The organism is Sedimenticola sp., assembly GCF_050289425.1.
GTDB lineage: Bacteria > Pseudomonadota > Gammaproteobacteria > Chromatiales > Chromatiaceae > Sedimenticola.
Window position 1 is genome coordinate 35390 of sequence record NZ_JBNKFS010000021.1, and the last position, 22417, is coordinate 57806.

Below are 22417 nucleotides of genomic sequence, written 5' to 3' on the forward strand. Positions count from 1 at the left end.
TTAGGAGGGGCTTTGATTAAATCGTCCCCAGCCTTATCAGAGGTCCCTTAGATTAATAGATCGACGCGCGGTGCGGGTTGATCCTTTTTTACGGTCTTTTCCAGCCTGGGTTCGCAGGTGATCAGACGATCCGCCTTGATCTGGTGCCGGCTCGACAGGTATCGCTCGATACTTTTGGTTCGTTCGCTAGCCAATTGCGCCAACTGTTGATCGCTGATATCAGGAGCTGGCGTTTTCTCGCTTTTGGCCGCTTTCTCCTGCTTTTTTGCGGCGGCTTCCAAACGCTGGCGTTCGGCCTCCTGTAGCACCGGGATATCGCTGGCAACCGCTACACCACACAACCGGATATGTACCTCGGGACGGTCGGTCAACAGCTTGGCTATCTTGCCCAGGTATTCGTGCTGGTTCGCTGTTAAATTGCTCGATCCGGGGGCGAACGGTATCGGATCCAGCTGGATTTTGGCCGCTGCATCGCCCGCCAGTTCCACCAGGGTGAGTAGGGTGCCAAACGGGAACAGAGCTGTCGCCAGATAAGTCTTGGCCCCTTTTTTCATGGCGCGTCCGATGGCCTGGTTGATGGCATCGCTGGGGTCGACCTGGATATTGTCGATTGCGCCACTGATCGGAAGATTCAGTTTGATCTGGCTGTTCTTGTCCTTGAGCATGCCGAGGGCGGTCTCCAGCGGGATGCTCAACTGTTTCTGCATCGCTTCCATCTTTTTCTGGTCAACAGGCGCCACTTCGAGTTGGTTAAGGGTTAGGTCACTGTTGCCCTCTATCTGCCCCGACTTGGCGGAAAAGTGGAGATCGCTATTGGCCTTGCCGCTCTGTAGCCGATAGCCCATAAGCGGGAGGGTATAAGCGGAGAGCGGTGGCAGTTCCAAGCCTTCTATACGGCCGGTCAGTTCAAAGGTGGGTTCGACGGCAAATAGCGCCACCTTGCCCTTCAGATCAAGTACTGAGCTTTCGTCCACGATGCCGTTGAGCTGGAAAGGGCCGGCCCGGTTTTTGGGTGTATTGGTGATATTGGCCAGGCTGGCCTGCTTCGGTTTCAGTCGTAGGTGGTAGACAGGCTCCGTGGTTTGGTCCTCGAATTGGATTTGGCTATCGCCACTCAACATGATCCGGCCGATCTGAATGGGTAACGGTTTGTCCGGGGTGGCGGTTGCCTGGTCATCCGTAGTTAGGCGGCGGATTGCGGTGATCAGCTGTCCAAGGTTAAGGCTCTTGTCGGGATTGCGTATCAGGCGTTGCTGCCAGCCGCTGGCTTCTATCCGGTCGATGTCCAGTCCGCGTTCTTCTGAGTATTGCGGCTGCGAGATCTTCAGGCCAGCGAGAGTGAGCATGGCCTGTTTCTCTTGGGTTGGGTTGGCCGGCGTCTGGCCGGCCCGCAGCAGGCGCGCATCGATCTGGGTTGCCGTTAGGGACGATTCGCTATCCCCTGACACGTCGCGGGTGCTCAACGAGTCCAGTGATAGCAGCGTGAGTCCGGCACCATTATCGATGGCTGAAAACCCAGCGATATCCAGGTTGCCGGTCGGCTGGAAGCGACTACTGTCGGCTGTCTGTGTCAGGGCCAAGGCGCCTTGCCAGGTGAGGTTGTCGATGCGGATGGTCGCATCCTTGTTGAGCAGTTGCAGGGTTGCAGCGCCCTGTGCCAGGTCCCCCTCAGCAGAGAAGCCCAGACTATCCGTCTGCTTGTCGAGCTGAATGCTACCTTCCCAGTTGGACATATTGCTGGTCAACGCTTGCAGTGCGGTGGAGAGTTGGCTGCCGACCAGCTTCAATTTGACTGGAAGCTGGGCTGTCTGCCGCTCGCGGTTGAGGGAGGCGGTGCCATTTTCCACATCGAGCCCGACCCGTTCCGCAATAAAATGGTTTTCCGCCTCCTGCATGTCCAGTCCCAGAATCTCGAGTTTGCCACTACTGGTGAGACCGTCGGCCTCTTTTGTTGATTGCAGCTTGAGGTCACCCTGCCAGGTCAGTCCGTCGTGGCGGTAGCGACTCTCCGCGTCTGCGTGGTCGAACTGAAACGCGGTCGTGACCAGCTCGCCCTTTACAGCATGCTTGCTCTTGTCACTGCTGGCCGTGCCTTTCCAGGACAATTTGTTGCCGGCAACAGTTTGCTCTTGGTAGTCGATCCGGTAATCGGTCAGGTTGAGGGTGCCGCGATGGCTGATGCGAGGTGGGCCAGGCGGGAGAAGTGTCAGGGAGAGCTTCCCGCTCATGCTCAGCTTCCCTTGCAGCTGTTTTAGCGTGGGTTCAGCCAGCTTGGCGTAGCGATCGAGAGCAAGGTCGTCGATCTGTATGTCGCCGTCGAAGGAGGGCGTGTCGGCGAAAGGCATGACCTCTCCGTGCAGTTTTACGGGTGTCTGATCGATATGGGCCTGTAAATCCAGCGCACTGATGTGGCTCTTTTTGTCCGACGCGATGCTGTCCAGATCGAGCATGTCGACCTTGATCCGGGATGAGAATTTCGGGCCCTGGTAGTCCAACTCCGAATCGCGCAAGCCGATATGGTCCAACCTGATCGCCCAGCCGGTGGTGGCCGGTTCTTTATCGGTGGGTGTCGAGAATAGCAGTCCTCCGATTTCCAGCGTGCTGTTTTTGTCGGTCTGAACCAGCTTGAGTCGGATCCCGGACAGGTCGAGTCCGGTCACCACCAGGCGTTTGTTCCAGAGGGGGTGCCATGCCAACTGCAGGTCGAGTCTGGGCAGGGCGAGGGTATTCACCCCTTTGTTAACGATATTCAGGTTGTCGAGTCTGAAGGTGGCGGTGAAAGGGTTGAAATCTATGTTTTCGACCGAGACCTGTTCGCCGCCATGCTCTTGTAGCCACTGTTTGAGCCCGTAGCTGATACCTAGTGGCAGCAGCGTGAGTGTGGCAATCAGGAGGATGAGCAGGGTGGTGAAGGTAATGAGGAGCCTGCGCCGGCGTTTGCGGTTGCTGGGTACGGCTGTGGTCATGTTGTCTATCCCTATACGGCTGATTTCAGGCTTAACAGGGGGAAGTATAACGTAAGCGGATGGGATGGTTCACCGATGTCGCGTGCCGGAGAGCGGGATTTATGGTGGGCAGAAAAAAACCGGCTTTTGGCCGGTTTTTCGTGATGCACAGGCGCTACTGTTTACAGCGATTTGATCTGTGCATTCAGGCGGCTTTTATGACGGGCAGCCTTGTTCTTGTGGATAAGGCCGGTGTTTGCCGCACGGTCGATCACCGGTACCGCCTGTTTGTAAGCTTCGGTAGCCTTTTCCTTATCGCCAGTCGCCAACGCCTTCACTACGTTTTTCAGGTAGGTGCGCATGTTGCTGCGACGCGACGCGTTGTTCTGGCGATGCTGTTCGGCCTGACGCGCACGTTTGCGGGCTTGTGGTGAGTTGGCCAAGGTCTGTCTCCAAAAATTCAGTAAAAATGAGTATCTCGTTAAAGAGCGCGGTATTCTGGAGGTTGATAGGCTGTTTGTCAACCGCTAATTATAGCCTGTGGTCCCTTGTCTCCCGCCAATCGCCCTCATCCTCCTGTCGTGTCAGTGAGGGGTGGTGTCCCGCTCCTATGCAGCGGAAGACTCGCCGGCATTGTACAAGGAAATCCTGCGTGTACGACTGCGGATTCCTCTGAAAAAAGGCGATAAACAGCCTATAATCCGCGCTTCGGCCGCTTCCGGTGGCATTAATAATAGGTAGTATTCAGACGCATGTTCAGATCTCTGGCCAAGGTGGGCTCCAATACCCTGTTGTCGCGGATTCTCGGTTTTATCCGGGATCTGGTCGTGGCGCATATCTTTGGTGCCAATGCTGGAACCGATGCGTTTTTTGTCGCCTTTAAGATTCCCAATTTTCTGCGTCGCCTGTTTGCCGAGGGCGCCTTTGCGGTGGCCTTTGTGCCGGTGCTTACTGAATATAAGGAGCGACGCAGTTTTGATGACTTGAAACGTTTTGTGGACCATGTGGCCGGTACCCTGGGTGGCGTGTTGCTGGCGGTTACCCTGGCCGGGGTGCTGGGTGCGCCGGTGTTGGCGATGATTTTTGCACCCGGTTTTATCGGCGCTGAGGGGAAGTTGGACCTGGCCGTGGATATGTTGCGGCTCACTTTTCCTTACCTGCTGTTTATCTCCCTGACCGCGTTTGCCGGGGGGATCCTTAACGCTCATGGGCGATTTGGTATCCCCGCCTTTACCCCGGTATTTCTGAATGTCTCGCTGATCAGCTGCGCCATCTGGCTGGCGCCGCAAATGGATCAGCCGATCATGGCGCTGGCCTGGGGGGTGTTGCTGGCCGGGATACTGCAGTTGTTATTCCAGATCCCCTTTTTGCGTCACCTCCGGTTGTTGCCACGGTTTCGGTTTGCCCCCGGGGATGAGGGGGTACGGCGTATCGGAAAACTGATGCTGCCGGCCCTGTTCGGTGTGTCGGTGACACAATTGAATCTGTTGCTGGATACCCTGATCGCCTCGTTTCTGGTCTCCGGCAGTATCTCGTGGCTCTACTACTCTGATCGGTTGATGGAATTTCCGCTGGGGATCCTGGGGGTGGGGCTGGCGACGGTTATATTGCCCAATTTATCAAAAAAGCATGCCACTGAGTCGCCGGAAGGGTTTTCGTACGTGATCGATTGGGCGTTGCGTTGGGGGTTGCTGCTGGGGTTGCCGGCTGCGGTGGGATTGTTCGTATTGGCCGGGCCGATGATTGCCACCCTGTTCCAGTCGTCACTATTTGATGCGACTGATGTGATTATGTCGCGGCGTAGTCTCATGGCCTATTCCCTGGGGCTACTCTCTTTTATCCTGATCAAGGTGTTGGCTCCCGGTTATTACTCCCGGCAAGATACCCGTACGCCGGTCAAGATTGCCGTGATCGCCATGATTGCCAATATGGTGATGAATATTATCCTGGTGTTTCCCCTGGCTCACGCCGGTTTGGCGCTCGCCACCTCGTTGTCGGCAACCCTTAACGCCTTTCTGCTGTTTCGTGGTTTGCGCAAAGCGGAGGTATACCGGCCGGAAGCCGGCTGGCCACTGTTGATTCTGCGTGGCGTGACGGCTTCGGCGGTGATGGGCGGACTGCTCTACTGGGGGGTGGGTGACCTCGCTTCCTGGATGGAGGGCTCGACCTGGGACAAGGTGTGGCGTTTGCTGGTCTGGGTGATGGCCGGTATCGGCAGCTACTTTGCGGTTTTGGCTTTGTTGGGCATCGGTCCACGTCATTTTCGCCGCCACGCCTCCTGAGCGCCAGGGCGAACCGGGACGACTCTCCGTCACGGCCACTCAGAAACAGACTTGTGACAAAACATTGCCTATAATGCAGCGTTTTGGATCCTTTGGCGGGCGAAGATGCAGGTTATCCGCGGTCTCCACAATCTGCGTGTTGAACACCGGGGCTGCGTCGCCACGATCGGTAATTTTGATGGCGTACACCTTGGGCATCAGGCGGTTTTCCGGAATCTCCGGGAGCGGGCGGCGGCGTTCGGTCTGCCGACGACGGTCGTTACCTTTGAACCGCAGCCAATGGAGTTCTTTGCGCCGGATGCGGCGCCGGCACGCCTGACCCGGATGCGGGAAAAGCTCCAGGCGTTGAAAGATGCCGGGATCGACAGGGTGGTGTTGCTGGAGTTCGGGCATAAGCTGGCCTCTATGTCGGCACAACAATTTGTCCAGGAACTGTTGGTGGATGGATTGGATGTGCGGTTTCTGTTTGTCGGGGATGATTTCCGCTTCGGCAAGGGCCGGGTGGGGGATATTGATCTGTTGCGTCAGGTTGGTGAGGCGCACGGCTTTGAAGTGGCCAATATGAACACCGTCATGGATGGTGAGGCACGAGTTAGCAGTACCCGCATTCGCGAGGCGCTGGCGCAAGGTGATTTGGCGCTGGCGGAGAGGAATTTGGGGCGCCCCTATCAGATTTGTGGCCGGGTGGCCCATGGGGATGCCCGGGGCAGGACCATCGGTTTCCCTACCGCCAATATCGATCTGCACCGAAAGGTGAGCCCGGTGCACGGTGTGTATGCGGTGCGAGTCCACGGGTTGTCGGAGGGATCGTTACCCGGTGTGGCCAATATCGGCAATCGGCCCACGGTGGTGGGAGATCCCCGCTATCTGCTGGAAGTGCACCTGTTCGATTTTTCGCGCCTCATCTATGGGGAGCATGTGCAAGTGGAGTTTTGTAAGTGGTTGCGGGATGAGCAGCGCTTTGAGTCGTTCGACGCTTTGCGTCGGCAGATTGAGCAGGATGCCGCCCAGGCCAGGACCTTTTTTGCTATCGATTAGTAAGTGAATCGGATTTAAATCAGTGGTGTAATTGCCACAACATCATCGCCTGTGAACTGTTTGGCGACGGCTACCGGAATTTTGACTAGAGAGATCGCACACCTGAATTCAGCTGCGGCAAGGCAATAGATTGTGACTGACTATAAAAGTACTCTGAACCTCCCCAATACCGGCTTTCCCATGAAGGCCAACCTGGCCAACCGTGAGCCCGAAATGCTCAAGCGCTGGGAAGCTATAGGGCTGTACCACAAGATTCGCGAAACCTTTGCCGGGCGCCCGAAATTCATCTTGCACGATGGCCCTCCTTACGCCAACGGTGAGATCCATATCGGCCATGCCGTGAACAAGGTGCTGAAGGATATTATTGTCAAAAGTCACACTCTGGATGGCCTGGATTCCCCCTATGTACCGGGTTGGGACTGCCATGGCCTACCAATTGAACTGCAGGTGGAGAAAAAAGTCGGCAAGCCCGGCGGCAAAGTGACGGCGGCCCAGTTTCGTGTCGCCTGTCGCGAGTACGCCACCAAGCAGGTAGACAAGCAGCGTACCGATTTCAAGCGTCTGGGTGTGGTGGGTGACTGGGAAGATCCTTATCTCACTATGGCTTTTAAAACCGAGGCGGACATCGTGCGGGCGTTGGGTCGTATTGTTGAGAACGGCCACGTGCATAAGGGCTCCAAGCCGGTGCACTGGTGTACCGATTGCCGCTCTGCGTTGGCAGAGGCAGAAGTGGAGTACAAGGATAAGGAGTCATTCGCCATCGATGTGCGTTTTGAAGTGCTCGATCCGGAAACCCTGATGAGTAGCTGTCATTCGGTACCGGGCGGACACGGTGAGGGCCCCTTGTCGTTGGTGATCTGGACCACCACGCCCTGGACGCTGCCCGCCAACCAGGCGGTGGCGTTGAATCCGGCGCTGGATTATGCCGTGGTGCAGGCGAATGGCGCCCACGGTAAAGAGCGCTTGATTGTTGCGGAAGGGATGCTCAAAGATAGCATGCTACGCTGGGGCATCGAGGAGTATAAGGTCATCGCCTATGGGCGGGGCGACGCCTTCGAGGGCTTGAAGCTGAAGCACTGTTTCTATGATCGTGAAGTTCCTGTGATCCTGGGAGAGCATGTCACCCTGGATGCCGGTACCGGTGCTGTGCATACCGCGCCCGGACACGGCCTGGACGACTTCATCGTCGGCCAGCGCTACGGCCTGGAGGTGGATAACCCTGTTGGGGGTGATGGGCGCTTTGTCGAGGGGACCGAGCTGTTTGCCGGTGAACACGTGTTCAACGCCAATGAAAAGGTAATCGAGGTATTGAAGGTGTGTGGCGCGCTGGTGCAGGAGGCCCGGCTGGCCCACAGCTATCCCCACTGCTGGCGCCACAAGACCCCCATCATCTTCCGTGCCACGCCTCAGTGGTTTATCAGCATGGAGCAGCAGGGGTTACGGCAGACAGCTCTGGATGAGATCGATAAGGTCACCTTTACGCCCGATTGGGGGCGTGCCCGGATTGAAGGTATGGTGGCCGGTCGCCCCGACTGGTGTATCTCCCGTCAGCGCACCTGGGGTGTGCCGATAGCGCTGTTTATCCACAAGGTGACCGGTGAGCTGCATCCGGAAACGGCTACGCTGATCGAGCAAGTGGCGATGCGGATCGAGTCGGAAGGTATCGAAGCCTGGTTTGCCCTGGATCCTCAGGAGCTGTTGGGCGATCAGGCGCAGGATTACGACAAGGTGCAGGATACGCTGGATGTCTGGTTCGACTCCGGTGTCACCCATTTTGCCGTGCTGGAGCCCCGCTCCGAGCTGCGTTATCCGGCTGATCTCTACCTGGAGGGCTCCGACCAGCATCGCGGATGGTTCCAGTCTTCGCTGCTCACTTCGGTGGCCATCCATAATCGGGCGCCCTATGCGGGTGTGTTGACCCACGGCTTCACCGTGGATGCCAAGGGACACAAAATGTCCAAGTCCCTCGGCAATACCGTGAGTCCACAGGATGTGATGAAACAACTGGGTGCGGATATCATCCGTCTCTGGGTGGCGTCAACCGATTACCGCGGAGAGATAACCGTCTCCGATGAAATCCTCAAGCGTACGGCGGATGCCTATCGTCGTATCCGCAACACCTCGCGCTTCCTGTTGGCCAATCTGAACGGCTTTGATCCGGCCAAGGATATGCTGCCGCCGGCTGAGATGGTGGAGCTGGACCGCTGGGTGGTGGATCGCGCCTATCGCCTGCAGCAGGAGATCGTCGAAGCCTATAAAGGTTATCAATTCCATCTGATTATCCAGAAGATCCACAATTTTTGCGGACCGGAGATGGGCGGGGTTTACCTCGACATCATCAAGGACCGCCAGTACACCACCCAGGCCGACAGTCGTGCCCGCCGCTCTTGTCAGACCGCTATCTATCACGTGATGGAAGCGATGGTGCGCTGGCTGGCGCCGATCCTCAGCTTTACGGCGGACGAAATCTGGCAATACATCCCGGGCGAGAGGAGTGAGACGGTGTTTGTCGAAACCTGGTATGACGGGCTTTTTGCGCTGGACCAGGGGGATAGTTTTGATCGCGATTTCTGGGGCCGGGTAATTGCTATCCGCACCGCGGTCGGCAAACAATTGGAACAGTTGCGCGCCAGCGGCGTGATCGGTTCGTCCCTGGATGCTGAGTTGGACCTCTATTGCGATGCGCAGGCGCGAGCCGATCTGGATAAGCTGGAAGATGAGTTGCGCTTTGTGTTGATCACCTCTTATGCCCGGGTACATGACGCGGATGAAAAACCGGCCGAAGCGGTGCCCACCGATCTGCCTGGCGTCGCGTTGCTGGCGCGTGCCTCTGACCATGAAAAGTGCGGACGTTGTTGGCACCATCGGGAGGATGTGGGTCAACACGCGGCTCATCCTGCCCTCTGTGGGCGCTGTGTTGAGAACGTGGATGGTGTGGGTGAGGTCAGGCGGATTGCCTGATCCGTCGTTATCCCCTTTGCCTGGCAAACCCTAGGGAAGCATTGATGTATCGTTGGCTTTGGTTGTCGTTGGTGGTTATAGCACTGGATCAGATCAGTAAGCAGCTGATCGAGTCCAGCTTGCTGGTCTATGAGACCGTTTCCATCCTGCCCTATTTCAATCTGACCCTGGCCTATAACGAGGGCGCCGCGTTTAGTTTGTTAAGTGACCAGGCGGGGTGGCAGCGCTGGTTTTTCGCCCTGGTGGCCGCGGTGGTGGTGCTGGTTTTGGTGATTTGGCTGTCGCGACTCAGGCGTGAGCGGTTGTTGGCGATCTCTTTAAGTTTGGTCATTGGCGGGGCGGTGGGCAATCTGCTGGATCGGTTGCTGTTCGGTTATGTCATCGATTTTCTGGATTTTTTCTACAACTCGTATCACTGGCCGGCGTTTAACGTCGCGGATATCGCCATTTCCCTCGGGGTGGCGCTGCTGTTTCTGGATGCCTTTGTCGGGCGACAAGTCAAGCAAGCGGATTAATGGTTCTGCGCCAACAGCCGTTTTAGGTAATCCCAGTCAAACGCCGGGCCGGGGTCGGTCTTACGACCCGGGGCGATATCGCTATGGCCGGTTATCCGCTCATCGCTGATGGTCGGGTAGTATGTTTGAATTTCACGAATCGTCTGCGCCAAAACCTGATACTGCGACGCGGTATAAGGCGTGGTATCGCTCCCTTCCAACTCAATACCGATAGAGTAATCGTTGCAGCACTCGCGTCCCGCGAAACAGGATTGTCCGGCATGCCAGGCACGCCGTGTCAATGGTACATACTGAACCCGCTCGCCGTCCCGTCGAATCAGTAGATGGGTCGATACCCGAAGCCGGTGAATGTCGGCAAAATAGGGGTGCGCGTCTGGCGGCAGCTGATTGAGAAACAGTCGGTCGATCCAGGGGCCGCCGTATTGGTCAGGTGGCAGGCTGATGCCATGGATGACCAGCAGATCGATTTGGCAGGATTCGGGGCGATCATCTTGATTGGGCGAAGGGCAGTGGCGTACCCCATCCAGCCACCCCGACCAGTTCGGGAGACTCATTTTTTTATGCCCTTGATCACCATATCGGAGAAGCTTACTACGCCAAGCACTTGGCCATGGCTGATTACCGGTGCGCGTGACAGGTGGAGCCGATCGAACAGCCTCGCGCAGTAACGGATGTCCATATCGGGCTCGACGGAGATGACGGGTTTGGTCATCACTTCGTAAATATTGACGCGGGACGGTGGACGATCCCTGGCCAGTACTTTGCGGGCGATATCGGAGAACATGACGATGCCGTAGGCGTCGTTCTCATCCCGCTTGTTGACCAACAATGTCTTGGTTTCCACATAGTTCATCTTCTGCAGTGCGGCTTCTACCGTATCCATGCCGTCAACGGTATCTACCTGTTGCTTCATGACATCCCGGACCCGGATAACCTTTTCGCTGTTCACAGCTCGCCCTCCACAACGCTGGTAAGTTGGCGAATTTGATGGCTGACCCCAACAGCATCTTCCACGTCAATCTGGAAGGCGATCCCGGTGCCGGGCTTGTCATCGAACTCTCCGACTTCGGCAATGGTTTCGAGGATGGTGCGGCTCAGGTGCTCTTCAACCAGAAACAGCACCATGTCCCGTTGTACTTCCAGGCTAAGTCCGAAAAAGGTTTTGCTTTTCTGCAGCCCTTCGCCGCGGGCTTGGTTGATTACGGTCGAACCGGTGGCGCCGGCATTTCTCGCCGCATCCACTACGATATTGGTCTTGCTGTCCTCAATGAGGGCGATGATCAATTTGAAATGCATAGTTATTCCCTCTCTCGGGTTGCTCTTGCCCGACGGGCAAGCCATTCACTAAGTTGGGCATAGCCCATGACGCTCATAATGGGAAAAAGGCTGGCAAAGGCGATCAACCCGAAGCCGTCCAGCATCGGGTTTCTGCCCGGGATGGTGCTGGATAGACCTAACCCCAGTGCGGCCACCAGCGGGACGGTCACGGTGGAGGTGGTGACGCCGCCGGAATCATAGGCTAAGGCAATGATGGCCTTGGGGCAGAACAGGGTTTGAATCAGGACCACGATATAACCGGCGATAATATAGTAGTGCAGTGGGGTGCCGGTGACGATGCGGTAGGCCCCCAGCGCGATGCCAATCGCTACCCCCAGCGCTACGGCGATACGCAGCCCCCAGGTACCGACGGCGCCGCCGGATACCTGATTGGCCTTAATTGCTACGGCGATCAGAGAGGGTTCGGCAATGGTGGTGGAGAGACCAATAGCAAAGGCAAACAGATAAACCCAGAGATAGTGTTGCCAGTTAGCGCCCAGTTCATGGGCGGTTTGGCTGATACCCAGGAATTCGGGGGCGGTGAGTTGCGCCGCCATCAACTTGCCAAGCGGGAAGAGCGCCTCCTCCAGGCCCTGGAGAAAAAATGTCAGCCCCAATAGAACCAGAAAAAAACCGATGACTACCTGTCCCAAGTGACGGACGGGTTTGCGTAGCACAAACAGTTGAAATCCAAACAGGATGGCGGCGATGGGCAAAACGTCGGAGGCCGTGGCGATCAGTGTGCTGAAAAATTCCGATAACCAGGTCATTACAGCAGGATCCCGTAGCCCATTACAAAGATCATCGGTGTCAGTGAAGCGAAGGCGATCAGTCCGAAGCCGTCGGTCATTGGATTTCGTCCACGGATACTGCTGGCCAAACCGACGCCGAGTGCGGTTACCAGCGGGACGGTGATGGTAGACGTGGTGACGCCGCCGGAGTCATAAGCGATGCCGATGATTTCGGGTGGAGCGAAAGCGGTCATGATTACCACTCCGGCGTAGCCGCCCATGATCAGATATTGCACCGGCCAGCCTTTGATGATCCTTATTACACCGATCACGATGGCCAGGCCAACCGAAACGGCCACGGTGAGGCGCAGGCCATCGGCGTAACGTTGCATGGCCGGTTGGCTTTCCGCGATCATGCCGCCGAGAGCGGCGACACGGGCCGCTTCATTTGAGATGGCAATGAGTGCGGGTTCCGCCACGGTTGTACCGAAGCCGAGAGCGAAGGCAAACAAGGTGAGCCAGAGGAGGCTCCCTTTTGAGGCGAAATCATGGGCCATCGATTCACCAATTGGGAACAGCCCCATTTTCAGTCCTTGAACGAACAGCGTCAGGCCAATCACTACCTGTGCCGTTCCGAGCAGCATCTTGCCCAAGTCGGGGATCGGTTGGCGGAATACGAGCAGTTGGAAAAAGGCAATTACGACTACAATAGGGAGTAGGTCGCGAATGCTCTCTGTCAGCGCCCTACTAAAATGTTGGATGAGTTTGTTCACGCCGTAACAATACACGACGGATAAATTGATGTTAACCAAATGTATAGGTGGTGTGAGATAGGTGTCGATCTCTACATTGGCGGCTAATCACTCGAAGAATGTGCTGAATTGCCCGGTTATCTGGGAGCTAAATCACGGTTTTGAGTGACAAGTATTTGACTTTTGACTATTTGTGACGCTTCTCACGACAGCCCAGTCTGGCGGGGTCCAGACTTCATGCTGTGGAGGGCCCTTTGATCGGGTGCCGCCGATTCTAAATTTGAGACAGGTAACGATTGGAATCCAGTTATGAAGGCCGGGAATATCATTTCTTTTGACGGAAAGCGTTCAGGTGATCAGGGGGTGACCCTGAGGTCGGGTTACAACGGAACCATTAATGCTTGTCGTCAGTTGCTGGTAAAGGACTTGCCGAAGCAGATGGACGGCCTGTTCGAGCGTTTGGATGATGTGCTGTATGCGCAGGCGGATAAGGCCGGTAGTGATCAGAATCAGACGGCTTATTTTGAATCGATGCGTATTCTGCGCCTGGAGCGCGTTGCCATTCAAAGCGCTTACAACAAAGGCATATTGGGACGGTTTGATCGTTTCTGGACTCATGGTCCGGGGGCGGTGCCGCAGCAGGCGTCGGGTGCGTCCCTCTCCTGTGACGAGCTGGACCTGGTGGAAAGCGATGACCTGGAAGAGGGGTTGGCGATCACCGGTATGGTTTCCAAGGGCAATAATAGCTTTTATCGCGATCTCTATGCCCTGGACCAGCGATTCAGTTATCTCTTGAATGGGATGGAGATCGGCGAGGACGGTAATCCGCTGGCTCCGGCTACATTTTGTACCGCCTTCAAGCAATCCATCTCTATGTTGGAGGTGCCGCTTGCTGTCAAGCTGGTGATTTACAAGCAGTTTGAGAAAGAGGTGATTGCTAAGCTGGGCCCGCTTTACGACCAGGTCAACGCGACGCTGGCCAAGGCCGGTATCCTGCCGGGTATCAAGCCGACCATGCGGCGGAATTCGCCTTATCGATCCGATGACTCGTCATCAAGGAGCTCCGCCGCGGATGATCGGGCGGCCTATGTGGCTGGGGATAACCCGGAGTTGCAGGCGGAGGTGTTTGCCACTTTGCAGCAGTTGCTGTTGCAGCGTCGCCCGATGCCGCAGACACCTCCAGGGTCGGTTCAGTACGTCGATTCCGGAAGCCTGCTGTCGGCGCTCTCAGTGTTGCAGCAGCAGAGCGATAGTGCCAAGACGCCCGCCGGACAGGTATTGGATGCCGGGGCTATGCGGACGGTGCTGCTGAGCATGCCGCAGATTGGACAGGATGGGTCCGGCAAAGTGGCTATTGGTCGCTCAGACGAAGATACCATCGACGTCATCTCCATGCTGTTCGAGTTTATTCTTGATGACCCCGGTCTGTCTGATCCCATGCGTGCGCTGCTGGCAAGGTTGCAGATTCCGATGCTGAAAGTGGCGATCCTGGATAAGAGCTTTTTTGGGCGTAAGGATCATCCGGCGCGCCGCCTGCTTAACGCGATGGCGCAGGCAGCTATCGGTTGGACAGAAGAGTCTGGCCGCAGTGGCGATGGCTTGTATGCCCATATCGAGTCGGCGGTGAGCCGGATATTGGCGAAGTTTGATGATGATCTGGCGCTGTTCGATGAACTGTACGAACAGTTTTCCGCCTTTCTTGAGCGTGAGCAACGGGGAGCGCATGTTGCTGAGGAGCGGGCGGCTCAGGTTACCCAGGGGAAAGAGGCATTGGTTGAGGCCAAGCGTCATGTGGCGGATGAAATTGGTCGTTGCCTGGCGAATTACTCTTCAGTTCCTGATGTCGTGCAAAACCTGGTCAGGGATGGCTGGAATGACGTGATGTTGCTGATCTATCTGCGGAAAGGCAAAGAGAGCGAAGAGTGGGGTGAAGCGGTCAACCTGATGGAGCGATTGGTTTGGAGTGTTATGCCCAAGCCTAGTCACCGTGAGCGGCAGGAGTTGCTACGCTCTATTCCGGAGCTGTTGAAGGGATTGCGCGCCGGTCTTAGCGATATCTCTTATAACCAGCACAAGATGACCCGGGCCTTTAAAGGGTTGCAGGCGCGTCATCTGGCTTGTCTGCGCGGTGGCCGGGCTCTGGATGAGGTGACAGACACTCAGTCAGAAGGGGCGGGGCAGAGTGGTGAGGCCGCTGGGGGCATGGAGGAGATCGTTCTCGAGACGGTGGATGCCCAGATTGCTCCGGTCGATATCGAGCCCGATGCTTTCGATAAGCAGGCTGAGGAGTTGGCTGTGGGTAGCTGGCTGGAGCTCACCGAGGAAGATGGCTCGGTGATTCGTGCCAAGCTCTCCTGGCGTAGCAGTATCAGTGGTAGCTGCCTGTTTGTTAACCGCAAAGGGATGAAGGTCGCTGAGGTGTCGCAGCGGGGTCTCGGTGCCTGGCTGCGTAGTGGCAAAGTGGTGTTACTACCAGAGGTAGATGTGCCATTAATGGATAGGGCGTTGAATTCGATGGTGGTGACGTTGAATCAGTCACTGGCGAAAAAGCCCGGTGGTGGGAAAGAGAAGTGAAGTTATGAGTGAGTTTACTGTGCCATTAAAGCCCCCGCCTCGCGGGGGTATTTTTTTTGTCCAGGGATGGACTTATGCCGCGGAGGCCAAGGATGGCCGGGAGCGGCGTTGGGAGGGGATGGACTTATGCCGCGGAGGCCAAGGATGGCCGGGAGCGGCGTTGGGAGGGGATGGACTTATGCCGCGGACGACTCCAGGGATGGAGGAGGTAGGGCGAAGCAGGAGGCTAGAGCCGAGGCCAAGGATGGCCGGGAGCGGCTTGAGAGGTGCGAGGGCTGGGGACAACTGCGATGTGTTGGGTCGACTGGTGGTTGAGATCGGCGGCGGTATACAATAACCAACTTTATTGAATCCCAGAGGGTGTGGTAATGGCAGAGAAAATGACTGATTCCGGTCTCAAATATGATGACTTGGTAGAGGGTGAGGGCGAAGTGGCTGCGGCAGGTCAGCGGGTTGTGGTGCACTACACCGGTTGGCTCACGGATGGGAGCAAGTTTGATTCCAGTCTTGACCGGAATGATCCTTTCTCGTTTGCGCTCGGCGCTGGGCAGGTGATTCGCGGTTGGGATGAGGGGGTTCAGGGCATGCGCATTGGTGGTAAGCGAAAACTCACTATCCCGCCGCAGCTCGGTTATGGCGCGCGGGGTGCCGGGGGCGTAATTCCTCCCAATGCCACCCTGGTGTTTGAGGTTGAGTTGTTGGAGATACGCTGAGTTGTCATTACCCGATCGGTTAATGGTTCAATCCCAGGTAAAGCTGGCGCTGGAAGAGGATCTGGGTAGCGGTGACCGTACGGCCGCACTGATTCCGGCCGAGGCACGGTCCCGGGTCAGGGTGATCTGCCGCGAGTCGGCGGTGATCTGCGGCGTCGCCTGGTTTGAAGAGGTATTTCGGCAGCTTGATTCGTCTGTCGTCATTGATTGGCACTGCCGTGATGGGGAGTCGATTGGAGCCGATAGCCTGGTCTGTGAGTTGAGCGGTAATACACGAGCGCTGCTAAGCGGTGAGCGCACTGCCCTCAATTATCTGCAGACTCTCTCTGGTACGGCTACGCTAGCCAGGCAGTATGCGGATGCGGTTTCCGGCACGGGCGTGCGTATACTGGATACCCGTAAAACCGTGCCGGGTCTGAGGTTGCAGCAGAAGTACGCCGTAACCTGCGGAGGCTGCCACAACCATCGAATCGGTCTCTTTGATGCTGTGCTGATTAAGGAGAATCACATTGAAGCGGCCGGGTCGGTGACGGCGGCGTTGCAAGCCGCTCAGGCGTTGGCGGCGGATGTAGAGATTGAGGTGGAAGTGGAGTCGCTGGACGAGTTGGACGAGGCGCTGGCGGCCGGTGCCCAGCGTATTCTGCTGGATAATTTTTCTCTGGAGAGGTTGCGGCAGGCGGTGGCACGTGTCGGTGGGCAAGCTCGCCTTGAGGCATCCGGAGGGGTTACTCTGGAGACGATTCGCGGTATTGCGGAGACCGGCGTGGACGACATCTCAGTCGGGGCGTTGACCAAGGATGTGAGGGCGATCGATCTCTCGATGCGGTTTTTTGACGAGTAAGTTCAGGCTTTGACGTCGAGCAGGGAACCTATCAGTGAATCGGCGGTCTTGAATGCCTTGATCGAGGCACTTGTCTGGAGGCTGCTTTGGTGAAGTTCCACCAAGGCCCGGACGGCGTCTTTGGTGGGGGCCTTACTGGTCAACTGGTTGGCACTGGCAATATCCGCCGCATTGCGGCGCATTTGCTGCATGCCGCGCTGGATGCCCTGAAGGGCGGAATCCGATATGGAGTTGATGGCCATGCCTGTTCCTGGAAATAGAGTGCTAATTTCAGCATAGAGGTCCAATGGGATATTGACTAGATAAAATAGTCAATAATGTGACTATTCGCAATTATTTGACGGCATTAAAGAATAAAAATTCTATCTTGTCCGGTTATACTCAATAGGCCCGGTGGGCCACCATTCATCACACAAAGGAAAATTAATGTCTGTGTCTATCAAACCAATCATCACGGCAGCTGTTTTAGCCACTACGGCCTTCTCTGTCCAAGCGGCCGATCTGGGCAGTTTGGAGCAGCGCTTCAGTTACGCCTTGGGCTATCAGTTTGCCCAACAGCTGCAGCAGCAGGGGGTAACTGTCGAAGGGGCGGCCTTTGGCGCGGCTATCGATGATGTCCTGAGCGGCAAGAAAACCCAATTAACGCTGGAACAGATGTCCGAGGCGTTCCGCCAGACCAAAGAGGAGATGACCAAGGCCAAGCAGCAGGCGGCAGAAGCGTCCAAGCAGGCCGGTGAGCAGTTCTTGGCGGAGAACGGCAAAAAGAGCGGCGTAGTGGTGTTGCCTAGCGGTCTGCAGTATCAGGTGTTAGAGGCTGGCGAGGGCGAAAAGCCTATGGCCGGTGCCACCGTAACGGTGAATTATCGCGGTACGCTGATTTCCGGCCAAGAGTTTGACAGCTCCTATGCCCGTGGCGAGCCTGCCAGCTTTTCACTGAATGGCGTGATTCCCGGTTTCAGGGAAGGTATCAGCCAGATGAACAAGGGTGCCAAGTGGAAACTGTTTATCCCAGCCAGCCTTGGTTACGGAGAAGTGGGTGCGCCAGGCGCCATCGGCCCCAATGAGACCCTGATTTTCGAGGTTGAGCTGATCTCCTTCGAAGCACCCAAGGTGCTGGAAGAGAAGAAAGGCGAATAAGCGGCACAATGTATGCCCCGCCCGTTAGGGCGGGCGCATACCTTGCCTCCTATAACCGACGTAAGTGGCGGGGGCGCAGTCGCTTGCCGTATGCCAGCGCCTGATCCAGCTGGGCTAACAGACGTGCCCGGTCTCGGGGTAGATTGCCGGCCAGGGCCAGCGCGTTCGAGGCATGGTTGGAACGAAAGATAATCGGCTGTGGCGGCTCGATGCCCGCTATGAGACGACGTTGCTCCTGGAGTACCGCTTGATCGTCTTGGGGCGTGAAAGGCTCGCCAAACTTTTCCAGGAACCGTTCTTCCTCTCCCGGATCGAGAAAAAGCTGCAAGGTCGACAGGTAGGTCACCGGCGCGCGGTTCAGCAACTCAATCGTACCTTGGATATGTTCCGCTGAGCGGGATCGGCCACCCAGGCCGAGAATGATGGTGGCAGATACCTTGAGTCGGCATTGGTGCGCCATTTCCAGGGCAGCGCGAATGCTGCGTGGGCTGGCTCCCTTGGTGATTTTCTTCAGGATAGTCCCCGAACCCGATTCGATCCCGACATAGAGCAGGTTCAATTTGTGTGCTCTTAGCTTCTCCAGCTCGGACGTTTGCTTGCGCAGGATGTCGCTTGGGTTGGCGTAACAGGAGACGCGATTCAGCCGGGGGAATGTCTCCGCCAGTTTTGCCAGGATAGCGAGCAAGTGGTCGGTGGGCAGTGTCAGGGCATCCCCGTCGGCGAGAAAAATCCGCTGGGCATCCGGCCAATCCCGCGCCGCTTGGTCGATTTCGCTAAAAACCTGCTCAAGCGGCCGTACGCTGAAGCGCTTCTGTTTATACATGGAACAGAACGAGCACTGGTTGAAATGGCAACCGAGCGTAGCCTGGATAATCAGGTTATTGCCCTCACTGGGGGGACGATAGAGTGGCATGTCGTAGTTAAGCATCCGGGCTAGGCTCCCTCGGGTGGAAAGACCAGTCGCGTACCGCTGAAGCCGGTTCGGGAGCCGGGAGCGGCATGTTGCCGGAAACTGATGCGGCGGAGCGCTGCCTGGCTATGCAGGCAGCCACCGCGCAGTACAAAATGCTCCAGGGTAAACTGTTGCTCACCCCCCTCTGGATCGGCGCCCGGCTGAAATTCACTATAGGGTGCAAAACGATTGGCGCACCACTCCCAGACCCGACCGGACGGCTCCAGCGCCTGGGTGCGCATGGCGGCTTCCCACTGATATTCGTGTTGCAATACCGCTCCGCTCAGTTCACCGCCCAGCGTTGAAATCCAGCGGGCGTAGGCTTGTGCCTCATGATAGGTGATGCCCATTACCGGATCGGACGGTGGTAGATCGGCGGGACCATTCAAGCCGATGCCATACCAGGCACCCTGATCGTCACGACGCCAATGGTGTGGGTGTGGGGGGTGTGTCTGGAGCCAAGTCCAGCCGGCTTCATCCCAGAAGGTCTGTGAACCGTAGCCGTCCGTTTCCATGAAGGCGAGCCAGTCCGCGTTACTGACCGGATGGCGCTGGATGCGGAAATTGCTCAGGTTGACCACCTGAGTCGGGAGCTCATTGTCGCGGGCGGCGGGGTCGTCCTTGGCGCCGATCCGGTAATGTCCTTGGGAAACACCCACCAGATCGTCTGTGGGTGCTTGGGCAATCAGGCGTTGATTTGCCCGGTAGGGGGCCGCGTGCGCCAGACGTCGCTCTACCAGTGCCTGCAGCATCTGCTCATACAGGATGGCCCGATGCTGGTTGATCAGCCATATCAGGCGGTTATCGTTCAGCCACTCATGAGGCGGTAGTTTGTCCGGGTTGGCCAGGCGCATCAGGTTTTCGTCCTGGAGCGTTGTGGCCCAGCTGAGCAGATGCACTTTGGGCGGTAGCTGCTGCCACTGGCTTTCGGGTGAAGGGGCGCCAGTAGTGAAAATGTCGGCCACGCGGTCGGTCATATCCGGCTTGCCCTGAACCCGATCTCTGAGCAGATACGTCTCCAGGTAAACGGCACGCCCGTAATACCAGAGTAACGGGGCGACCTCGGGAGCCGGGCTGTGCCGGCACTCGCTGTCGCTAAGGGGCTCCAGCAGTTGGGCCATCATCTGCTGCAGGGCGCTGAGTTGGCCCAGTGGGTGAGTGGGTGACATGGCAAATGTTTCCTGCGGTTACGGCTGCAGGTGGGTATGGTAGCCGCTTTCCGATAGTTAGTCTGCCGGCACGGTACGTTCCGCCGCCCATGACCGTAACTGATCCATCTTTTCCGCCATCACCACTGATAGCGGCCGGGTCCGCTCCAGCTCTTCCAGCAGGTGCTGGGTGTCCAGCCTGTTCTCCTGCGCCTGGGACGCATAGAGGGCGGAGACGATCGCCTGTTCTATCTCCGCGCCGGTGAAACCGTCGCTGCTGTTTGCCAGTAGCTCCAGATCGAACCCGCTGGGTGCTTGGTTGCGGCGGCGTAGGTGTATTTCAAAGATTTCCCGGCGCACGTCCAGGCGGGGCAAGTCGATGAAAAAGATCTCATCCAGCCTGCCCTTGCGAATCAGTTCCGGCGGCAGGCGCTGGATATCGTTGGCGGTGGCGACAATGAAGACGCGACGGCGGTTTTCCGCCATCCAGGTGAGCAGGGTGCCGAGGATGCGCAGTGATACGCCGTCATCCGATTGGCTGGGCGAGACCCCTTTCTCGATCTCATCCATCCAGAGTACGCAGGGCGCCATACTCTCGGCGATCTCCAGGGCGTTGCGCAGGTTCTTCTCCGTTTCGCCAATGTATTTGTTGTAGAGGATGCCGAAGTCGATACGTAACAGCGGGACGCTAAAGGTACCGGCTACCGCCTTGGCGGCCAGGCTTTTGCCGGCGCCCTGTACCCCCAACAGCATAATCCCCTTGGGTGGATCCAGGCTGGGGCTGTGACCGGCAAAGGATTTATGACGCTGGCTTAGCCACTCCTTGAGCCGCGACAGACCGGCCACGTCGGCAAAACTGGCTGTATCGTATTCAAACGCAATCACACCGTCCTGGTTGATCAATTCATACTTGGTCTTCATCAAGCCGGGAAGGTCATCCTGGCTGATGGCGCCGTCATTTTCGATAGCTGAGCGGATCAGCCGTCGGGCGTCGGTAGCGGTGACGCCGGTGAGATTGGACGCGAGGCGATCCACCGCAAGCGGATCGGCCTGCACCTTGCGACGGTTGTGTGACTGCCAGCGCCGCGCCTCCTCCTTGATCAACATCTTGATACTGGCGCGGTCCGGTAGCCGGAGATTGAAGCGTGCGGTCAGGTGACGGATTTCGGGGGGGATGGGAATGTCGTGGCTGAGGAAGATCAGGGTCTTGGCGATCTGCTCATACTCCTGGGCGATCTCTTTGATCAGCCGTACATGAATCGGGTTGTCGAGAAAGGGGTGAAAGTCCAGTAGCAGATAGTATCCCGGCTGGGAAACCGACTTGATATGCTTCAATACTTCCAGCGGCTCCGAGGTGAATTTCTGCGCCCCGAAATCCGCCTCCAAACGCTTCAGCCCCTCGGTAACCGCCCATTGGTACATGGGATGGTCGAGCCTCAACCCCAGTTGCGCCAGCATCTGGGTGACGCGCACCTCCTCCAGCGACTCGATGACGATGACCGGGGTATGGGAAGTCAGAATCAGCTCAAGATCGTGCAGCTCTTTCATTATTAGTCCTTTGTTGTGCCCATCCCGGCGCACTTTATCAGTCTTTAATCCCGCATAGCAGACAAAAGGTGCGCGGGTGGGCAATTGTCATTCATCAATACCCATTTTGAGAGAATGTCATATCATATCGGGACGGTGGGATACCGGGTAGTGATGGCGCTGACGGGTCATCACATGACAACACGTCTGCAGAAGGAGTGAGTCCGTCTGTGGAGTTAGATACGAGATGGTGGATTTAATTGGACCTGTCATTGCCGCTGGCGTTTACCGTTGGCTTGTTCAGCACGCTGCACTGCATCGGCATGTGTGGCGGCATTATCGGTGCACTGAGTTACGGGTTACCGTCGACCCTGCGTCAGAATAGTATGAAATTCATGCTGTTTTTGCTGGCTTACAACAGCGGCCGGATCCTCAGTTACGCGGCCGCCGGTGCCCTGATCGGTTTGCTGGGTAGTGCCCTGCTGGAAGCCCTGGGACCGGGGCAAGGGCACCGCTGGTTACAGTGGTTTGCCGCATTGATCATGGTGTTGATAGGCCTGCATATTGCGGGCTGGTTGCCGCGATTGGCGCAGGTTGAACGAATCGGCGCACCGCTGTGGCGTTGGCTTGAACCGCTTGGCCGGCGGTTGATGCCGGTGGAATCGATTCCGCTGGCCGTCGTCTATGGGGCGATATGGGGTTGGTTACCGTGCGGTCTGGTGTACACCATGCTGATCTCCACGGCCACTAAGGTGGGGCCAGTGAATGGCGCGCTCTACATGGCGGCGTTTGGTCTGGGCACCTTGCCGTCTGTGATGGCGACAGGCCTGTTGGCCGGACGGCTTTACCGTTACGCCCAAAACCCCTATTTGAAGGTGGGAGTCGGGTCGATTATTATACTGGTCGGTCTGTTGACGCTTTGGTACCCGGCTCTGCTGGATGTGACAGCCTATCAACAGGCGCCCCTAGGTAGCGAGTGATACG

Annotated in this window: 18 protein-coding genes and 1 pseudogene; 9 read left to right on the top strand and 10 right to left on the bottom strand. The window is 57.1% G+C overall.

The window, feature by feature from the left end; all coding sequences use genetic code 11:
- Positions 1-47: 47 nt before the first annotated feature.
- Both ACQY5R_RS14185 and rpsT read right to left on the bottom strand, forming a co-directional pair.
- Positions 48-2966: a DUF748 domain-containing protein gene (locus tag ACQY5R_RS14185; protein ID WP_428609567.1), complete on the bottom strand. Its 2919-nt coding sequence runs from the start codon at positions 2964-2966 to the stop codon at positions 48-50.
- Positions 2967-3127: 161 nt separating this feature from the next.
- The gene (rpsT, locus tag ACQY5R_RS14190; protein WP_260293365.1) at positions 3128-3388 is read right to left on the bottom strand and encodes a 30S ribosomal protein S20; all 261 of its coding nucleotides are present in this window, start codon (positions 3386-3388) and stop codon (positions 3128-3130) included.
- A gap of 309 nt (positions 3389-3697) precedes the next feature.
- Here rpsT and murJ point away from each other — a divergent pair, with 309 nt between their 5' ends.
- The 4 genes from murJ (at position 3698) to lspA (ending at position 9741) form a co-directional block, all read left to right on the top strand.
- Positions 3698-5227, top strand: a complete 1530-nt coding sequence (murJ, locus tag ACQY5R_RS14195; protein ID WP_428609568.1) for a murein biosynthesis integral membrane protein MurJ — start codon at positions 3698-3700, stop codon at positions 5225-5227.
- A gap of 105 nt (positions 5228-5332) precedes the next feature.
- Entirely contained in the window at positions 5333-6265 is a 933-nt protein-coding gene (ribF, locus tag ACQY5R_RS14200; RefSeq protein ID WP_428609569.1) for a bifunctional riboflavin kinase/FAD synthetase, read from the top strand.
- 132 nt (positions 6266-6397) lie between these two features.
- Positions 6398-9226: an isoleucine--tRNA ligase gene (gene ileS / locus ACQY5R_RS14205; RefSeq protein ID WP_428609570.1), complete on the top strand. Its 2829-nt coding sequence runs from the start codon at positions 6398-6400 to the stop codon at positions 9224-9226.
- A gap of 44 nt (positions 9227-9270) precedes the next feature.
- The gene (lspA, locus tag ACQY5R_RS14210) at positions 9271-9741 is read left to right on the top strand and encodes a signal peptidase II (RefSeq protein WP_428609571.1); all 471 of its coding nucleotides are present in this window, start codon (positions 9271-9273) and stop codon (positions 9739-9741) included.
- Here the strand turns inward: lspA and ampD are convergent.
- From ampD to ACQY5R_RS14230, 4 genes and pseudogenes are all read right to left on the bottom strand, one after another.
- Entirely contained in the window at positions 9738-10295 is a 558-nt protein-coding gene (gene ampD, locus ACQY5R_RS14215) for a 1,6-anhydro-N-acetylmuramyl-L-alanine amidase AmpD (protein WP_428609572.1), read from the bottom strand. The two genes, lspA and ampD, sit on opposite strands and share 4 nt — an antisense overlap.
- Positions 10292-10690, bottom strand: coding sequence for a CBS domain-containing protein (locus ACQY5R_RS14220; RefSeq protein ID WP_428609573.1), 399 nt, complete (start codon positions 10688-10690; stop codon positions 10292-10294). The genes ampD and ACQY5R_RS14220 overlap by 4 nt, the downstream gene beginning before the upstream one ends.
- Entirely contained in the window at positions 10687-11037 is a 351-nt protein-coding gene (locus ACQY5R_RS14225; protein ID WP_428609575.1) for a P-II family nitrogen regulator, read from the bottom strand. Before ACQY5R_RS14225 ends, ACQY5R_RS14220 begins: the two co-directional genes overlap by 4 nt.
- A gap of 2 nt (positions 11038-11039) precedes the next feature.
- Positions 11040-12562: pseudogene (locus tag ACQY5R_RS14230) on the bottom strand (DUF1538 domain-containing protein).
- A 288-nt stretch (positions 12563-12850) separates the two neighbouring features.
- Here ACQY5R_RS14230 and ACQY5R_RS14235 point away from each other — a divergent pair.
- From ACQY5R_RS14235 to nadC, 3 genes are all read left to right on the top strand, one after another.
- Positions 12851-15115 carry a DUF1631 domain-containing protein gene (locus tag ACQY5R_RS14235; RefSeq protein ID WP_428609576.1) on the top strand — a complete coding sequence of 755 codons (2265 nt, stop codon included), beginning with the start codon at positions 12851-12853 and terminating at the stop codon, positions 15113-15115.
- A 380-nt stretch (positions 15116-15495) separates the two neighbouring features.
- Positions 15496-15828: an FKBP-type peptidyl-prolyl cis-trans isomerase gene (locus tag ACQY5R_RS14240; protein WP_428609577.1), complete on the top strand. Its 333-nt coding sequence runs from the start codon at positions 15496-15498 to the stop codon at positions 15826-15828.
- A 22-nt stretch (positions 15829-15850) separates the two neighbouring features.
- On the top strand, positions 15851-16669 hold the full coding sequence (nadC, locus tag ACQY5R_RS14245; RefSeq protein WP_428609620.1) for a carboxylating nicotinate-nucleotide diphosphorylase: 819 nt from the start codon (positions 15851-15853) through the stop codon (positions 16667-16669).
- A 2-nt stretch (positions 16670-16671) separates the two neighbouring features.
- Here the strand turns inward: nadC and ACQY5R_RS14250 are convergent, their stop codons facing one another.
- Complete coding sequence (locus tag ACQY5R_RS14250) at positions 16672-16911, bottom strand: hypothetical protein (RefSeq protein ID WP_428609579.1); 240 nt, start codon at positions 16909-16911, stop codon at positions 16672-16674.
- Between the two features lie 190 nt (positions 16912-17101).
- Between ACQY5R_RS14250 and ACQY5R_RS14255 the strand changes: the two genes are divergently transcribed.
- On the top strand, positions 17102-17806 hold the full coding sequence (locus tag ACQY5R_RS14255) for an FKBP-type peptidyl-prolyl cis-trans isomerase (protein WP_428609580.1): 705 nt from the start codon (positions 17102-17104) through the stop codon (positions 17804-17806).
- A 49-nt stretch (positions 17807-17855) separates the two neighbouring features.
- Here the strand turns inward: ACQY5R_RS14255 and ACQY5R_RS14260 are convergent, their stop codons facing one another.
- The 3 genes from ACQY5R_RS14260 to ACQY5R_RS14270 are packed head-to-tail and all read right to left on the bottom strand — an operon-like array spanning position 17856 to position 21454.
- Entirely contained in the window at positions 17856-18734 is an 879-nt protein-coding gene (locus tag ACQY5R_RS14260; protein ID WP_428609581.1) for a radical SAM protein, read from the bottom strand.
- 5 nt (positions 18735-18739) lie between these two features.
- Entirely contained in the window at positions 18740-19927 is a 1188-nt protein-coding gene (locus tag ACQY5R_RS14265) for a formylglycine-generating enzyme family protein (RefSeq protein WP_428609583.1), read from the bottom strand.
- 57 nt (positions 19928-19984) lie between these two features.
- A complete protein-coding gene (locus ACQY5R_RS14270; RefSeq protein WP_428609584.1) occupies positions 19985-21454 on the bottom strand; it encodes an AAA family ATPase in 1470 nt (489 codons plus the stop codon).
- 239 nt (positions 21455-21693) lie between these two features.
- Here ACQY5R_RS14270 and ACQY5R_RS14275 point away from each other — a divergent pair, with 239 nt between their 5' ends.
- On the top strand, positions 21694-22413 hold the full coding sequence (locus ACQY5R_RS14275; RefSeq protein WP_428609585.1) for a sulfite exporter TauE/SafE family protein: 720 nt from the start codon (positions 21694-21696) through the stop codon (positions 22411-22413).
- Positions 22414-22417: the final 4 nt, after the last annotated feature.

Excerpts from the sequence above, each read along its gene's own strand:
- ACQY5R_RS14185 (WP_428609567.1), bottom strand. The coding sequence starts at position 2,966 with ATGACCACAGCCGTACCCAGCAACCGCAAACGCCGGCGCAGGCTCCTC.
- murJ (WP_428609568.1), top strand. The coding sequence starts at position 3,698 with ATGTTCAGATCTCTGGCCAAGGTGGGCTCCAATACCCTGTTGTCGCGG.
- ribF (WP_428609569.1), top strand. The coding sequence starts at position 5,333 with ATGCAGGTTATCCGCGGTCTCCACAATCTGCGTGTTGAACACCGGGGC.
- lspA (WP_428609571.1), top strand. The coding sequence starts at position 9,271 with ATGTATCGTTGGCTTTGGTTGTCGTTGGTGGTTATAGCACTGGATCAG.
- ampD (WP_428609572.1), bottom strand. The coding sequence starts at position 10,295 with ATGAGTCTCCCGAACTGGTCGGGGTGGCTGGATGGGGTACGCCACTGC.
- ACQY5R_RS14225 (WP_428609575.1), bottom strand. The coding sequence starts at position 11,037 with ATGCATTTCAAATTGATCATCGCCCTCATTGAGGACAGCAAGACCAAT.
- ACQY5R_RS14235 (WP_428609576.1), top strand. The coding sequence starts at position 12,851 with ATGAAGGCCGGGAATATCATTTCTTTTGACGGAAAGCGTTCAGGTGAT.
- ACQY5R_RS14240 (WP_428609577.1), top strand. The coding sequence starts at position 15,496 with ATGACTGATTCCGGTCTCAAATATGATGACTTGGTAGAGGGTGAGGGC.
- nadC (WP_428609620.1), top strand. The coding sequence starts at position 15,851 with ATGGTTCAATCCCAGGTAAAGCTGGCGCTGGAAGAGGATCTGGGTAGC.
- ACQY5R_RS14250 (WP_428609579.1), bottom strand. The coding sequence starts at position 16,911 with ATGGCCATCAACTCCATATCGGATTCCGCCCTTCAGGGCATCCAGCGC.
- ACQY5R_RS14260 (WP_428609581.1), bottom strand. The coding sequence starts at position 18,734 with ATGCTTAACTACGACATGCCACTCTATCGTCCCCCCAGTGAGGGCAAT.
- ACQY5R_RS14265 (WP_428609583.1), bottom strand. The coding sequence starts at position 19,927 with ATGTCACCCACTCACCCACTGGGCCAACTCAGCGCCCTGCAGCAGATG.
- ACQY5R_RS14270 (WP_428609584.1), bottom strand. The coding sequence starts at position 21,454 with ATGAAAGAGCTGCACGATCTTGAGCTGATTCTGACTTCCCATACCCCG.